Source organism: Phyllobacterium sp. K27, from assembly GCF_054796155.1.
Genome location: NZ_JBTWND010000002.1, coordinates 46,114 through 60,514, shown reverse-complemented (window position 1 = coordinate 60,514; position 14,401 = coordinate 46,114). Strand labels below are relative to the sequence as shown.

The 14,401-nt window shown below is 59.1% G+C and carries 16 protein-coding genes; 15 read left to right on the top strand and 1 reads right to left on the bottom strand.

Annotated features, from left to right (window positions below):
• Positions 1-306 precede the first annotated feature (306 nt).
• The 14 genes from traI to ACYJL1_RS17100 all read left to right on the top strand — a co-directional run bounded on the left by traI (position 307) and on the right by ACYJL1_RS17100 (position 12,768).
• A complete protein-coding gene (gene traI, locus ACYJL1_RS17165; RefSeq protein ID WP_460898153.1) occupies positions 307-942 on the top strand; it encodes an acyl-homoserine-lactone synthase in 636 nt (211 codons plus the stop codon).
• Positions 939-1,910, top strand: a complete 972-nt coding sequence (trbB, locus tag ACYJL1_RS17160; RefSeq protein WP_460898152.1) for a P-type conjugative transfer ATPase TrbB — start codon at positions 939-941, stop codon at positions 1,908-1,910. Before traI ends, trbB begins: the two co-directional genes overlap by 4 nt.
• Positions 1,900-2,304, top strand: coding sequence for a conjugal transfer pilin TrbC (trbC, locus tag ACYJL1_RS17155; RefSeq protein ID WP_460898151.1), 405 nt, complete (start codon positions 1,900-1,902; stop codon positions 2,302-2,304). The genes trbB and trbC overlap by 11 nt, the downstream gene beginning before the upstream one ends.
• On the top strand, positions 2,297-2,596 hold the full coding sequence (locus ACYJL1_RS17150) for a conjugal transfer protein TrbD (RefSeq protein ID WP_460898150.1): 300 nt from the start codon (positions 2,297-2,299) through the stop codon (positions 2,594-2,596). Before trbC ends, ACYJL1_RS17150 begins: the two co-directional genes overlap by 8 nt.
• A 9-nt stretch (positions 2,597-2,605) precedes the next feature.
• A complete protein-coding gene (locus ACYJL1_RS17145; RefSeq protein ID WP_460898149.1) occupies positions 2,606-5,074 on the top strand; it encodes a conjugal transfer protein TrbE in 2,469 nt (822 codons plus the stop codon).
• 13 nt (positions 5,075-5,087) lie between these two features.
• Positions 5,088-5,855 (top strand): P-type conjugative transfer protein TrbJ, encoded by a 768-nt coding sequence (trbJ, locus tag ACYJL1_RS17140; RefSeq protein ID WP_460898285.1) that lies wholly within the window; start codon positions 5,088-5,090, stop codon positions 5,853-5,855.
• Positions 5,852-6,079, top strand: a complete 228-nt coding sequence (gene trbK / locus ACYJL1_RS17135) for an entry exclusion protein TrbK (protein ID WP_460898148.1) — start codon at positions 5,852-5,854, stop codon at positions 6,077-6,079. The genes trbJ and trbK overlap by 4 nt, the downstream gene beginning before the upstream one ends.
• Positions 6,073-7,260: a P-type conjugative transfer protein TrbL gene (trbL, locus tag ACYJL1_RS17130; protein WP_460898147.1), complete on the top strand. Its 1,188-nt coding sequence runs from the start codon at positions 6,073-6,075 to the stop codon at positions 7,258-7,260. Before trbK ends, trbL begins: the two co-directional genes overlap by 7 nt.
• A 17-nt stretch (positions 7,261-7,277) precedes the next feature.
• Complete coding sequence (locus ACYJL1_RS17125) at positions 7,278-7,940, top strand: conjugal transfer protein TrbF (RefSeq protein WP_460898146.1); 663 nt, start codon at positions 7,278-7,280, stop codon at positions 7,938-7,940.
• A 17-nt stretch (positions 7,941-7,957) separates the two neighbouring features.
• Positions 7,958-8,809, top strand: coding sequence for a P-type conjugative transfer protein TrbG (trbG, locus tag ACYJL1_RS17120; protein ID WP_460898284.1), 852 nt, complete (start codon positions 7,958-7,960; stop codon positions 8,807-8,809).
• Entirely contained in the window at positions 8,809-9,285 is a 477-nt protein-coding gene (gene trbH / locus ACYJL1_RS17115) for a conjugal transfer protein TrbH (RefSeq protein WP_460898145.1), read from the top strand. The genes trbG and trbH overlap by 1 nt, the downstream gene beginning before the upstream one ends.
• Positions 9,286-9,294: 9 nt before the next feature.
• Positions 9,295-10,620 carry an IncP-type conjugal transfer protein TrbI gene (gene trbI, locus ACYJL1_RS17110; protein ID WP_460898144.1) on the top strand — a complete coding sequence of 442 codons (1,326 nt, stop codon included), beginning with the start codon at positions 9,295-9,297 and terminating at the stop codon, positions 10,618-10,620.
• Positions 10,621-11,551: 931 nt separating this feature from the next.
• Entirely contained in the window at positions 11,552-11,758 is a 207-nt protein-coding gene (locus ACYJL1_RS17105; protein WP_460898143.1) for a hypothetical protein, read from the top strand.
• A 791-nt stretch (positions 11,759-12,549) separates the two neighbouring features.
• Entirely contained in the window at positions 12,550-12,768 is a 219-nt protein-coding gene (locus tag ACYJL1_RS17100; protein ID WP_460898142.1) for a hypothetical protein, read from the top strand.
• A 100-nt stretch (positions 12,769-12,868) separates the two neighbouring features.
• Here the strand turns inward: ACYJL1_RS17100 and ACYJL1_RS17095 are convergent, their stop codons facing one another.
• Positions 12,869-13,150 (bottom strand): hypothetical protein, encoded by a 282-nt coding sequence (locus tag ACYJL1_RS17095; RefSeq protein ID WP_460898141.1) that lies wholly within the window; start codon positions 13,148-13,150, stop codon positions 12,869-12,871.
• A gap of 66 nt (positions 13,151-13,216) precedes the next feature.
• On the opposite strand from ACYJL1_RS17095, the gene ACYJL1_RS17090 reads away from it, so the two are divergent.
• Positions 13,217-14,278: an endonuclease/exonuclease/phosphatase family protein gene (locus ACYJL1_RS17090; RefSeq protein ID WP_460898140.1), complete on the top strand. Its 1,062-nt coding sequence runs from the start codon at positions 13,217-13,219 to the stop codon at positions 14,276-14,278.
• Positions 14,279-14,401: the final 123 nt, after the last annotated feature.

Below are 14,401 nucleotides of genomic sequence, written 5' to 3'. Positions count from 1 at the left end.
ATGTGCGATTCGACGAGAGCTGCAAGGCATTTCTGGTTAACGAGAAGTTAACACAAATTTAGATAATTCAAGCCCGAACCGGATTCACCATTTCTTATCAGCAGGTTAGGTCGATTCGCAATTTCTACGCTAGTGATCCGCAACTGCAGATTTGCACATCTTCTTCGACCTTCAGCATCAACCACCAGCCCGCACTGGAGTTTACGGTCGCGCGACTCAAGAGAATCAGTGGGTGCAAATCTGCACGTGGTCGAACGCCTCGCGAAGTGATTTCTGTTCACCTGACCTATTCATGAGGAGATCACAATGCGGATACTGACCATCTCACCCTACCATTACGAACGTCGCCAAAGTTTCCTTATGCAGATGCATCAACTACGTGCAAAGGTGTTTGGTGGACGCCTCGGATGGGACGTTTCCATATCCGAAAACGAGGAGCGCGATCAGTATGACGGGTTGCTCCCGACATACATTCTTGTCCTGTCGGATAGTGATTTGGTCGTCGGTTGCGTCCGTCTTCTTCCGGCTTCTGGGCCGACAATGCTGGAGTACACCTTTCCCCAACTGCTGTTCAAAGGCTCACTTGATGTGCATCCCGGGATGGTCGAGAGTTCACGTTTCTGCGTCGACACGTCTTTAGCGGATGAAAGGGGAGGGGGCCAGCTGCATCTGGCGACGTCGTCCTTGTTTGCCGGTATCATCGAATGGTCGATGGCGAACGGTTACACCGAGATTGTCACGGCAACCGATCTTCGCTTCGAGCGCATCCTGAAACGTGCTGGCTGGCCGATGCGACGGCTCGGCGAACCGACCGGGATCGGTAATACAATCGCCATTGCCGGAAGCCTGCCGGCCGATTGGGTCAGCTTCGAGCAGGTCTGCCCGTCGAGCTACCATCTAATCTCTGACATCACAGGCGCAGGCATCAGGAGTGCCGCGTGACCCAACTGCGCTCCCATTCGCGTCTCATTCGCAAACTTCAGGATGCCCTCGGCGACCAACTCTGCGTCGCGCTTGATGATACGACGGTCGTCGAAATCATGCTCAATCCCGATGGGAAGCTCTTCATTGAGCGCCTGGGGCAGGGGATAGCTTCGGCCGGAGTCATGAGCCTGACCGCAGCAGAAGTGATCATCGGCAGCGTGGCCCACGCGCTGCAATCGGAGGCCGACGATCAACAGCCAATCATTTCCGGCGAACTGCCGATCGGCGGGCACCGCTTTGAGGGCCTGCTGCCGCCCCTCGTTTCCGGACCGAGCTTCACTATCCGGCGCCGCGGGTCACGCCTGATTCCGCTGGACGACTACGTAAAGGCGAGATTTATGACCGAAGCACAGGCATCCGTCTTGCGCCGCGCGATCTCGTCTCGCATGAACATTGTGGTATCAGGAGGCACGGGTTCGGGCAAAACAACGTTTGCAAACGCGGTCATCGCCGAAATTATCGCGAATGCGCCGGACGATCGAATCGTCATTCTGGAAGACACGGCAGAGATCCAATGCGGGGCCAAGAATGCGGTGTCACTGCACACCAGCGACACGATCGACATGGCGCGGTTGCTCAAGAGCACGATGCGCCTGCGCCCGGACCGCATCATCGTCGGCGAGGTCCGTGATGGCGCAGCGCTGACCCTCCTGAAGGCCTGGAACACCGGCCACCCCGGCGGCGTCACCACGATCCATTCCAACACGGCGATGTCAGCCCTGCGCCGGCTGGAGCAGCTGACGGCGGAAGCCAGCCAGCAGCCGATGCAGGAGGTGATCGGCGAGGCCGTCGATCTCGTTGTCTCTATAGAACGAACGGGAAAGGGACGACGGGTTCGTGAGGTCATTCACATCGAAGGATACCGCAATGGCTGCTACCAGACTGAACACTATGCCCAGATCGATGAGGACAGCCATGTCGCTTAAAATCTCCATTCTTGTCACCGGCGCGACGCTTGTCGCCGTCTCTGTTGGCCTTGCGGATTCCGCGCTCGCCTCCTCGGGTGGCGGCAGTCTTCCCTGGGAATCGCCGCTGCAACAGATCCAGCAATCGATTACCGGACCTGTGGCGGGGTTTATCGCGCTTGCCGCGGTTGCCATTGCCGGGGCTATGCTGATCTTCGGGGGCGAACTGAATGATTTCGCGAGGCGCCTTTGCTACGTGGCGCTGGTGGGTGGCGTCCTTCTTGGGGCCACCCAGATCGTCGCTCTTTTCGGCGCGACCGGCGCATCGATCGGCGAGGCTCATGCACAGGCCGAGCAAAACACTCCCGAACCGACGATGACGCCGGCCACAGTGGGGGAGGAGGCTCATGGCTGACGCCGGCTCCTCTCTGGCACGCTCGCGGGTACACAGGGCGCTATCGCGTCCTAACCTGTTGATGGGCGCCGACCGCGAACTGGTGTTGCTGACGGCGCTTGCGGCCATCATCCTGATCTTCGTCGTGCTGACCTGGTATGCGGCGCTGTTCGGCATCGCGATCTGGCTGGTCTCGGTCGCAGCACTGCGCATGATGGCCAAATCCGATCCGCTGATGCGGCGCGTCTATCTCCGCCACATCGCCTACAAGACGTTCTACCGCGCGACCTCGTCGCCGTGGCGCAAGTTCTGAGGGCTTCAGATGGTCGCCCTCAAATCATTCCGCCATTCCGGACCGTCGTTTGCCGATCTGGTGCCTTATGCCGGCCTCGTCGATAATGGGGTTATCCTGCTGAAGGACGGCTCCCTGATGGCCGGTTGGTACTTTGCCGGGCCGGATAGCGAGAGCTCGACCGACGCCGAGCGCAACGAGGTGTCGCGACAGATCAATGCAATCCTGTCGCGACTCGGCTCCGGATGGATGATCCAGGTCGAGGCCATCAGGGTTCCGACCGGCGATTACCCGACCGAGACTGAATCCCACTTTCCCGATCCCGTCACACGCGCCATCGACGATGAGCGACGAGTGCACTTTCAGACGGAAAGGGGGCATTTCGAGAGCCGGCACGCTCTGATCCTGACCTCGCGGCCGCCGGAGCCGCGGCGCTCCGGGCTGACGCGCTATATCTTTTCGGATGTGGGCAGCCGTTCAGCCACCTATGCCGACAAGGCACTCGAAAGTTTTCTCACCTCGATCCGCGAGGTCGAACAGTATCTCGGCAATGTCGTGTCGATCCGGCGGATGATGACGCGGGAGACGCCAGAACGCGGCGGCTTCCGCGTCGCACGTTACGACGAACTCTTCCAGTTCATTCGCTTCTGCATCTCCGGGGAGAACCATCCGGTTCGCCTGCCTGACATCCCCATGTATCTCGACTGGCTCGTGACGGCTGAGCTTCAGCATGGGCTGACACCAATGGTCGAGAACCGGTTTCTCGGCGTGGTGGCGATCGACGGTCTGCCGGCCGAAAGTTGGCCCGGAATCCTCAACACGCTCGACCTTATGCCGCTGACTTATCGCTGGTCGTCTCGGTTTGTTTTCCTTGATGCCGAAGAAGCAAGGGCAAGACTCGAGCGGACCCGAAAGAAGTGGCAGCAGAAGGTGCGGCCGTTTTTCGACCAGTTGTTCCAGACGCAGTCGCGCTCCGTCGATCAGGACGCGATGCTGATGGTGGCGGAGACAGAGGATGCAATCGCCGAAGCCTCGTCGCAACTCGTCGCCTATGGCTATTACACGCCGGTCATCATTCTGTTCGAACAGGACCAAACCCGCCTCCAGGAAAAGTGCGAGGCGATACGCCGGCTGATCCAGGCGGAAGGTTTTGGCGCACGGATCGAGACACTGAACGCCACGGATGCCTTTCTCGGTAGCCTGCCAGGCGTCTCCTACGCCAACATCCGCGAGCCGCTGATCAATACCCGCAATCTCGCCGATCTTATGCCGCTGAACTCGGTGTGGTCGGGCAGTCCGACCGCGCCTTGCCCGTACTATCCTCCGGCATCGCCACCCCTCATGCAAGTTGCGTCTGGTTCGACGCCATTCCGGCTGAACCTGCACGTCGATGATGTTGGCCATACGCTGATCTTCGGCCCGACCGGTTCCGGCAAGTCGACACTGCTGGCGCTGATCGCGGCGCAGTTCCGGCGTTACGCGGATGCCCAGGTGTTCGCCTTCGACAAGGGCGGCTCGATGCTGCCGCTGACGCTCGGCGTTAACGGCGATCACTATCAGATCGGCGGCGACATTGGCGCGTCGGCCAATGGTGAGGTGAGGGCACTCGCCTTCTGCCCGCTGGCAGAACTGTCGACCGATGGCGACCGTGCCTGGGCGGCGGAGTGGATCGAGATGCTGGTCGCGCTACAGGGGGTGACCATCACCCCGGACTATCGCAACGCCATCTCCAGGCAGCTAGCGCTGATGGGTAAATCCCGCGGTCGCTCGCTTTCTGATTTCGTCTCAGGCGTCCAGATGCGCGAGATCAAGGACGCGCTGCATCACTACACCGTTGACGGGCCGATGGGCCAGTTGCTCGACGCCGAGGAAGACGGTCTTGCGCTGGGCGCGTTCCAGTGCTTCGAAATTGAGGAACTAATGAACATGGGCGAGCGCAACCTCGTCCCCGTTCTCACCTACCTGTTTCGCCGCATCGAGAAACGCTTGGCTGGCGCGCCCAGCCTGATCATTCTCGACGAGGCCTGGCTAATGCTCGGCCATCCGGTGTTTCGCGACAAGATCCGCGAATGGCTGAAGGTGTTGCGCAAAGCCAATTGTGCCGTGGTGCTCGCAACCCAGTCGATTTCAGACGCGGAACGATCCGGCATCATCGACGTCCTGAAGGAGTCTTGCCCCACGAAAATCTGCCTACCAAACGGGGCGGCACGCGAGCCGGGCACGCGAGAATTCTATGAGCGCATCGGTTTTAACGAGCGGCAGATCGAGATCGTCGCAACGGCTTCGCCGAAACGAGAATACTACGTCGCTTCGCCGCAGGGCCGAAGGCTATTCAACATGGCGCTTGGTCCGGTCGCGCTCTCCTTCGTCGGCGCGACCGGTAAGGAAGACCTGAAGCAAATTCGCAACCTGCATTCCGAACATGGGGCCGCATGGCCTCTCCACTGGCTCCAGCAAAGGGGGATCGCCCATGCCGAAACACTCTTTCCAACCTCTTGAGACCTACCGTGCGATGGTCATCGTGGTGACCGGCCTCGCAATCGCGACACCAATCCAGGTCCACGCCGGTGGCGTGACCGGCCAGGCAACAGAATGGACACAGCTGGCCAACAATGCGGAGCTGATCTCGCTGGTCGGCAAGTCGGCCGAACAGGTCAATAACCAGATCACCCAGATCTCGCAGCTTGCCGAGCAGATCCAGAACCAGATCAACATCTACAACAACATGCTGCAGAACACGGCGCAATTGCCGAACCACATCTGGGGCCAGGTCGAAAACGACCTCAAGAACCTGCAAAACGTCGTCGCGAAGGGGCAGGGGGTAGCGTTTTCGATGGCCAATATCGACGATGTACTGAAGCAGCGTTTTGAAAGTTTTTCCGACATGAAGAGCAATCTGCCGGATGGAGAAAGCTTCTCGTCCACCTATCAGAACTGGTCCGACACTAATCGCGATACGATCGGAGGCACCTTGAAGGCCGCAAACCTGACAGCCGACCAGTTCTCGAGCGAAAAAAACACGATGTCATCGCTGCGATCGATGTCAGAGACGGCCGATGGGCAGATGAAGGCGTTGCAGGTCGGACACCAGATCGCCGCCCAGCAGGTCGCACAGATGCAAAAACTGCGCGGTCTGGTTTCCCAGCAGATGACGATGATGGGCACATGGTTCCAATCCGAACAGGCGCAAAGGGATCTCGCTCAAGCGCGCCGCGAGCAATTCTTCAGCGGGGACGAGCATGACATCCGCGGTGGGCAGACGATGGAGCCGCGCTGGTGAGCCCGCGTTTTGTCATCGTCCTCGTTGTCGTGGGGATCGCCGCGTTCGGTGTCGGCGCCGCAAGATGGATCGTCCAAACGGGTCCGGAGCCCATGTCCGGAACAGGAGAAGCATCACCGGCGACTGCATCCGAGGCAGACCGCCGCGCCCATCGCCAGAAGTTCTTTGGTGGCAATGCCGAGCGTGACATTCGCGGTGGCCAAGAGATGAAGCCGCGATGGTGAGCATACCTCCCTCCCGGCGCACCAAGCTCGCCTTCGTCGCGATTGGCCTCTTCCTCATCGCGAGCGCGCCGGCTCTGGCGCAGCAGGGTCAAGTGCTGACAACCCTGGAGAATTCCGTCGTTGCAGCCGCCAAAGGCTGGGAAACGACGGTCATGGATGCGGCGCGGTCGTTGTTCTGGATCCTGGCGGGCATCGAGATCGGCATCGCTGCCGTGTGGCTGGCGATCAACGCCGCATCTCTCGATAGCTGGTTTGCAGAGCTCGTGAAGCGCATCATGTTCATCGGGCTCTTCGCCTTCATCCTCGATCGGGGGCCGGCATTTGCCAAGGCCGTCGTTGACAGCCTCTACCAGATCGGCGCCGGCGGTGGCTCGGCGTCGCCCGCCAACATTTTTGATGCGGGCATTCGCGTTGCGACCAAGATGTCCGAACAGGCAAAGTTCGGTCTATGGGAGGACAACGCGCTCGCAATCGCCGCCGTGTTCGCCATGGTGGTGGTGGTCGTGTCCTTCTCGCTCGTGGCAGCGATCTTCGTCGCCGTCATGGTCGAGATGTATGTGGGTCTTCTGGCTGGCATGATCATGCTCGGACTAGGTGGTACGTCCTATACCAAGGATTTTGCCATCAAATATCTGGTCTACGCCTTTTCCGTCGGCATGAAGCTGATGGCGCTGGTGATGATCGCCAAGATCGGTTCCGACATCCTGCTCGGCCTCGCGGAGGCGCCAACGGCAACCTCCGAACAGTTCATCACCACACTGGCAATCGCCGGCATTTCGGTCGTGGTATTCGTCATTGCCATGTATGTGCCGCCGATCCTGCAGGGCATGGTCCAGGGTGTTTCGGTATCCGGGGGTATGGAGGCCATCCGCCACAGCGGACAGGCCGCATCCTTTGCGGCGGGAGCCGGGTTTTTGGCGACGTCAGCCGCCAGCAGAGGATTCCAGGCTGCGAGTGCGGCAAGGGCAGGGGGAGCATCCCTTGGCAGTGCCGCCATGCGTGGCATGGAGGCCGGGATTGGTAGTGCGGCAGGTGTCGGCTCAGCGGCCAAAGATAAGGCGATCGCTTCCCCCGGCGCCTATGCCGGATCGCTGCTGGGGCTTGCCAATGCCAAACTGGAGCAGCAGTCCAGCCGACCCGGATCACCGCCTCCACCCCCGCTGATCAATGACACCAAATGACTGGAGGCCGATCCGCCATGGCCGGACACAACATACCCGATAACCCCTATTTTGCTGCGCGCAACGAATGGAACGAGCGCTATGGATCCTGCGTGAAGGCAGCCGCCGCGTGGCGGATCGTCGGTATCACCGGCATGATTATGGCGGTGATCGGTTTCAGCTACGCGCTCTTCCAAAGCACGCAGGTCAAGCTGGTGCCGTATATTGTGGAAGTGGACAAGCTCGGGACGGCCTCGAGCGCCGGTTTCCCACAGCAGATCGAATATGCGGATCCGCGTGTGGTCCGCGCCACCCTTGGAAGTTTCGTCTCAAACTTCCGCAGCGTCACGCCGGATGCAGTCGTGCAGAAGCAATATATCGACCGCACCTACGGTCTGTTGAGGACTTCGGATCCCGCAACCGAGAAGGTCAATGCCTGGTTCCGGTCGAACTCGCCCTTCGAAAAAGCGAAGAATTCGACGGTGGCCATCGAGGTCAACAACATCGTCGCGCTCTCTAACCAGAGCTACCAGATCGACTGGACCGAATTGGAGCGCGACCGGCGCGGTAAGGAAACCGCCGTTCGCCGTTTCCGCGGCATCGCGACCGTGACACTGACGCCACCTCAGGACGAGGGCGTCATCCGCCTGAACCCCATTGGTCTCTATCTCCGCGACTTCGACTGGACAGCACAGCTTTGAAAGGCATGGCCCCGAACATGATCATCCCACGCACTCGAACACGGGCCACGCTGACGGCTGCGCTTGCCTCGGCAATGTTGGCGTCTTCAGTGATTGTTCCTCCGCATGCTTTTGCGGCGGATGGCGTCACCGCCAACGAAGCAAAAGGCATGGGGATTTCCACACAGTGGCGTGGCTCGCGCGGTCTGGTCACCAGGGGCGCCGACGGCAAGGTGATTTTCCTCTACGGCGAGGTTCAGCCATCCGTCGTCTGCTCGCCACTCCAGGTCTGCGATATCGAGCTTCAGGGCGGCGAGGTGGTCCGAGACGTGCTGGTCGGCGACACGGTGCGTTGGAAAGTGGAGCCCGCGACTTCGGGAGCCGCTGGCGGCCAGGCCATCCACCTGATCGTCAAACCATCGGAGCCGGGTCTTGTGACCTCGATGGTGGTGACGACCTCGCGACGCACATATCACATTCAGCTCAAGTCCCATTCGACGCATTATATGGCGCGTGTCGGCTTCGAGTATCCCGAGGATGTCTCGACAAAGCTTGCCGACATCAATGCACGGCTCGAGGCGAGCACCATCCCGGGGGCTGGTGTCCCCGCCGAACAGCTGAACTTTAGCTATTCCGTTTCGGGCAGGGCCGGCTGGCGACCGACACGCGTCTATTCCGATGGACTCAAAACCTACATCCAGTTTCCGCGTTCGATCTCCGGTCAGGATGTGCCCGTTCTGTTTGTCACGTCAGGCGGAAAGAACCGGATCGTCAATTACCGGATGAAGGGCGACATGATGGTCGTCGACTACCATGTCGATCGGGCGGTGCTGGTTTCCGGCGTTGGCTGGAAACAGGAAAAGGTGACGATCAGAAGGGGAGGGAGGTAATGAACATCCTCTCCTCTTATTCGCACGCCTTGCGACCCCTTCGCAGTTTTGCCACGGCCTGTGCCCTCGCCATCCTTCTTTCCGGATGCCAGTCGATGGGAACGGAAGGACCCGTTTCGAGCAGCGCGCCGCCGGAGATCTCCGGTCCGGCGGCGAGTGCCATCGCCGGCGATATGGTCAGCCGCCTTGCCGAACAGATCGGGCCGGGGAAAGCGACCGTTGCTCTGAAGACTGATACCTCGGCCTTCGGTCAGGCGCTGGAGGCGGCGCTAAAGGGATGGGGCTATGCCGTCGTCACCGACCAGAAGACGGATGGCGGGACAAAGGTCATCCCGCTCGCCTATGTGATCTTGGCGGTAGATGGCCAGGTGCTGGCCCGTCTTTCGACAAACAGCGTCGAGCTCGGTCGAGCCTACACGGTAACGGCCAACGGTGCGACGCCGGCGAGCGCTTTATCGCTCATGCGGCGCGGGTGAGGGGAGATCATGGTGCAATCTCTCAATCTTGGCGGCGCCCAAAACAGCGTGGCGCAGTCCGGCATCCGGCGGCTCAACCGCCTGCCGATTGTCGTGGTCATCGTCTTGACGGTCACGTTCCTTGGTGTGATCTTCTACGGGCTCGCTTCGCGTGGGTTCAACTTCGGTAAGGACAGTGGTCCAGAGACAAGTTCGGGCAATCCCGCCTCCACCTATGCTGACCAGATCAAGCGCGGTGTTACCGATGGCATCATCGGCGAACCTCAGCAGCAGACATCCTTCCAGCCGTCACCGGTGGAAACGAAACAGGAAGACGAAAAAGAGAACGACCCGTTCACTCCGACGCCGGGACAACATCAGGAACAACGTCGCGGGCAAGAGCTGGAGCCGGAGGAGCTCTGGCGTGCGCGTCTCGAGCGTGAACAACAGGAGCAATATTTGCGCGAAAGACAGCGCCAGCGGATGGCCCGTCTGCAGGCTAACAATGCCGCCTATGACGCGCCGCTTGCAATAGATCGGAGCAAGCTGGAAGCCCGTGCGGAAACGCATGATGCCGTCGCAGACACGGCATCGAGAGCGACCACATCGATAAATATGGGCGGCGCATCCGATCTCTATGCGGCAGCGCTGCGCGCCGGGCTCGGTGGTCAGAATGTCGATCCCAATGCGCAAGGCGCTAAGGAAGACTTCTTCAACGCCGACCTGAAAGAGCTAGGCTACCTGCCGAACCGTGTCGTACCCCAACAATCACCGTTCGAACTGAAGCGTGGTTCTGTCATTCCGGCGACACTGATCACAGGAATCAATTCCGACCTTCCGGGCCGGATCACCGCCCAGGTCAGCCAGAGCGTTTACGACAGCGCGACAGGACATCGCCTGCTCATTCCGCAAGGTACGAAGCTCTTCGGCCGCTACGACAGTAAGGTCTCGTTTGGACAGAAACGCATTCTCGTGGTGTGGACTGACATCATCTTTCCGAACGGCTCGACTCTGCAGATCGGCGGCATGTCAGGGACGGATGCGCAAGGGTATGGTGGTTTCAACGACAAGGTGAACAACCATTATTCGAAGACTTTTGGCTCGGCCGTGCTAATTGCCCTGATCGGGACAGGTATTGACATGGCCGCACCGGAAAGCTCAACGCTCGCGAACCAGGACACGGCCTCGGATGCTACGCGGCGCAATTTCACGGAGAGCTTTGGCCGCGTTGCTGAACAAACCATCAGCCGCAACCTTAATGTCCAGCCCACACTGGAGATCAGGCCAGGCTATAAATTCAACGTGCTTGTCGATCAGGACATCCTTTTCCCCGGGCATTTAGCGCGATCGAATTGACGTGTGCCACTTGGGTCGGATCGGGATCCGCGGCGCTGTCGAGATATCCCTTCGATTTGTCTGCGCTTGACTTCGAGGGCTCGCTTAGCCCAAAAGCAAGCCGAGAGCCGCTGGCGGCTATCGGCTGATCAAATGTTGGGAAGCAGATCCAACGTTCGCCGAACAGGCAAGGGTACCTCCAATCGGCGCAGATGCACGTCTCCGGCCGCGACAAGGCGCGCCTGTCACTGCGTTACACTTAATTCTGACGCTAATCCCGTACTAATCCAGTCTCCGCGCGATAGATTTCGTCGGGGATGAAGGTCTTGGCGGCGGCAAAATATCATGAATGAGACTCGGGTCCTAGTCCAATTCATATGAAAAGCTACCGAAAGCAACCCGCCATGGCGCAACGCAATAGCAATCCTTTTCGATGGAACTCACCTCCTTATTATCGGAGCCTATGAGCAGAGTGATTCAAATTGGACTCTCCCGCAAACCTGTAGTGAAGGTTGTGGCTAGCCGAGCCCGACTCATTTCAGCGGTCGCTCGTCGATCAATAGGATGCGATTATGCATTTTATTGACTTCTTCCTTCCAACTCTAAGATGCATTGATATATCTTAACCGCCGAAAGCGTTATCGTCGACGTCGAATGTTTGAAAGCAGAATGCATGAGCCAGACTCGAAACGCTGGAGTTCTTGCGATTGCCCTGTCGGCTCTCCCAGCATGTGCTTCCGTCCCACTGACGCAGACAGGCGCTATATCCAGTTATGAGAGGCTCGCGCCAGACGCAGGGACGTTCTCTGAATCCCGATCCTTTGTAACCGTAGTTCCGTTGTTGCGGCCGAATCGGTCTCTATCGCGCGGACGCTGCTTTCTGCAGAAGCAATTCTAAGATAGCAAATAAAGAAGACGGTAAACTTGTCGCAAATGCCGTCGACAGGGCGCTATGTATTACCTTGAGCGATCGCTTCACCGTGTTGAACACGGCAGACCTGCCGATCTTCTCATCAGCGCGACCATTTCCGACCTTATACCCACTGGCGCCACAGCAGCGGGCCTTTCTAAGGTTACTGCGCTTGGCACCTCCACACTTCTTCCGGTCGGCGTGCCACGCCTTCCAATCGGTCTGGCCGGCCTTGCCATGGGAGGCTGAGGCGACGGATCTCTTGGGCCGACAGCAGGCTGCGCTGACGTGGTCGCGCGGTGCCACTTCCTTCACCAGTAGTGCACGTGTTTAGGAAGTTGGCGATGCCTACGGCGTCGCTCCAGATTTCGGAAACCGCTTCGGAGGAATGCTGGTCAAAGGCGATGAGGACCCGAGCTTCGAATTACCTTCGGCACAACGTTGCTCCTCCGTCATGGGCAGACGCAGGTGCGCCCATGACGTCTCACAGACGCGAGTTCTATTGGGCGCTTAGGGTATGTTATGAATGGAGGCATCGCAAGTCGGCAACCGCGAGCGCGAGGAAGTTTTTATCTGTTTGCAGGCACGCTTATCGGGTGCTCAAACTGACCTTAGCGATCGCCGTTACGGTTTCGGTGCAGACGACTGTTGCACAGTCTCCCTCTCAGACACTCTCCGCCACGTGCGGCCCACAAATCCGATCGCCTGCCCATGGCGGTTCACCCCCGATTCGATCTCTTCGTGTGTCGCCGAAAACCGCGCGAGCCTTACTCCCGTCTGCCAGGATTTTTGGGCCACTGCGCAGATGTGTCAGGCAGAAATCAAGGTGATATGCGGGGGGCTCAATCCGTTTACGATAAAAAGCTGCGTCACCCGAGAGCAGCACAGGCTCTCCGAGACTTGCCGGCGGGCTTTCGATCTACGATGGCCTACAGTCGAACAACGCAGAAATGCAGGTGGACGTTTTAAAGGGGCGCGGTGCACCCGAGGAACCTCGCAACTTCGCTCATTGTCTTCTTTTGGCCGATGAGCCGGCGAGCATGCACGATCTGTTGGCCGACCGGGCAAGGAGAGGCGAAACGCACGCCACGCGCCTTCGCCGATCCCGCCGGTCTCGTGCGCTCCGCGTTCAAACTGCATTCGAAGTCCGCTATGCCGGCGAACCCTGGGGCATAGCCGGTGGCGTCGTACCCGTTCGCGCCTTGGTCCGCGAGCGCGCGATTGCGCCGGCATCTTTGATCCGGTGGAGCAGGACATGATTTCCCCAGGATCGCCACCACTGTGATCCAACACTGTCGGTTCGACCGACGCCTGCCGCAAATCAGGGGTTTCCTACACCTCAATGCAGCGCGTACTGCTTCACTTCAATTTTTCGGCAACCCGCTGGAGAGGCCAGACACTTTTCACGAAGCGGTGATCACAGAACTTGTTTGCTCGCGGCTCCATGTCGTGCGGTTGGGGCCACCAGTGAACGGTGGTCCATGCTGTTCGAAATCCCATATCTACAGAGGGAAACCAGGTGAAGCGCTGTGGAAATCGCAGCGTATGCGGATGAATCGCCGTCAGAAGCCGCGCGCAGTTCAAACCGCTTCGTCTCAAGGCAGTGACCACGTGCGCCTCTGCAAAAGTTTTGATCGTCATTTAGCTGTTCGCAAGCTCTGGTACGATTGAACCGCAGCAAGGCGAACACCTGCAACGGAGGGACCCATGAAACTCAAGCGCTTGAGCATCGGCACGTTCAATCTCTATAATCTGAACGAACCGGGATTGCCGATCTACACCGATAAGGCTGGGTGGTCGCAGGAGGAATACGAGCGCAAGATCGGTTGGACCAGCGCAACCATCCGGATGCTGCATCCCGACATCTTTGGCTTCCAGGAGTTATGGCATGCAGCATCCATCGAACGCGCGCTATTCGCGTCTGGATTGGCAGCCGAGTATGATGTGATCGCCCCGGAGAATGCCGATGGCAAACGGATCGTCTGCGCCGCCATTGTTCGAAAGGGGCTGGTTGTCGGTGAACCGAAGTGGATCGAGCGCTTTCCGGAAAAGTTCATGCTGAAGAGTTCCGGTGACGACCAGCAAACGCCGGCGATCAGCGTCTCCATCTTGAGTTTTTCGCGCCCAGTGCTGCATTTCACCGTACAACCGCGCGAGGATCACGAGCCGATCCACGTCTATGTCTGCCATTTCAAGTCGAAAGGACCGACCAAGGTATTTCAGGAAGACTGGTTCAGGGCAGATAGCGTGACCTACAAAAAGCACGCGACCAGTATCGGTGCCGCAATCTCGACGATCCGGCGCACGGCCGAGGCGGGGGCACTGCGTTTCATGCTGACCGAGCAGATGAAGGGAACGCGCGCACCCGTCATCGTGCTCGGCGATATCAATGACGGCCAGCACAGCAACACCGCCAACATCCTCACCGAGCAGCCGCGTTACCTTGTTGGGGATTCGCTCGGCGGCGGCGATGTCAGCCTCTACACCGCCCAGACCCTGCAAGAATATCGCAGCACGCGGGACGTCTACTACACCCATGTCCATCAGGACATCATGGAGTCGCTCGACCACATCCTGGTCAGCGAGGAATTTTACGACAATTCACGACGACGGGTGTGGATGTTCGACGGAATGACGGCGAACAACGACCATCTCAATTTCAAAGACCACAAGGAATCGGGCACGAATGATCACGGCGTGATCTGCGCTACCTTCAAGTATAAGCCGATCAAGACCGAAGCCCAGGAGATCGCCGACGGGCCGGCGTGACGTTCTAAGTCGGACCGGTTTAGAACCAGACAGCAACATGATCGAGCCGATGGGTAGGGAAAGACGCGCCTGAAGCCGACGTCTCAAGTACAGGATAAGGGGCCGCCGGGAATGTTCTGGCGG

Coding starts and splice junctions, on each gene's coding strand:
- traI (WP_460898153.1), top strand. CDS start 307: ATGCGGATACTGACCATCTCACCCTACCATTACGAACGTCGCCAAAGT.
- trbC (WP_460898151.1), top strand. CDS start 1,900: ATGTCGCTTAAAATCTCCATTCTTGTCACCGGCGCGACGCTTGTCGCC.
- ACYJL1_RS17150 (WP_460898150.1), top strand. CDS start 2,297: ATGGCTGACGCCGGCTCCTCTCTGGCACGCTCGCGGGTACACAGGGCG.
- ACYJL1_RS17145 (WP_460898149.1), top strand. CDS start 2,606: ATGGTCGCCCTCAAATCATTCCGCCATTCCGGACCGTCGTTTGCCGAT.
- trbJ (WP_460898285.1), top strand. CDS start 5,088: ATGGTCATCGTGGTGACCGGCCTCGCAATCGCGACACCAATCCAGGTC.
- trbL (WP_460898147.1), top strand. CDS start 6,073: ATGGTGAGCATACCTCCCTCCCGGCGCACCAAGCTCGCCTTCGTCGCG.
- ACYJL1_RS17125 (WP_460898146.1), top strand. CDS start 7,278: ATGGCCGGACACAACATACCCGATAACCCCTATTTTGCTGCGCGCAAC.
- trbG (WP_460898284.1), top strand. CDS start 7,958: ATGATCATCCCACGCACTCGAACACGGGCCACGCTGACGGCTGCGCTT.
- trbH (WP_460898145.1), top strand. CDS start 8,809: ATGAACATCCTCTCCTCTTATTCGCACGCCTTGCGACCCCTTCGCAGT.
- trbI (WP_460898144.1), top strand. CDS start 9,295: ATGGTGCAATCTCTCAATCTTGGCGGCGCCCAAAACAGCGTGGCGCAG.
- ACYJL1_RS17105 (WP_460898143.1), top strand. CDS start 11,552: ATGTATTACCTTGAGCGATCGCTTCACCGTGTTGAACACGGCAGACCT.
- ACYJL1_RS17100 (WP_460898142.1), top strand. CDS start 12,550: ATGCACGATCTGTTGGCCGACCGGGCAAGGAGAGGCGAAACGCACGCC.
- ACYJL1_RS17095 (WP_460898141.1), bottom strand. CDS start 13,150: ATGACGATCAAAACTTTTGCAGAGGCGCACGTGGTCACTGCCTTGAGA.
- ACYJL1_RS17090 (WP_460898140.1), top strand. CDS start 13,217: ATGAAACTCAAGCGCTTGAGCATCGGCACGTTCAATCTCTATAATCTG.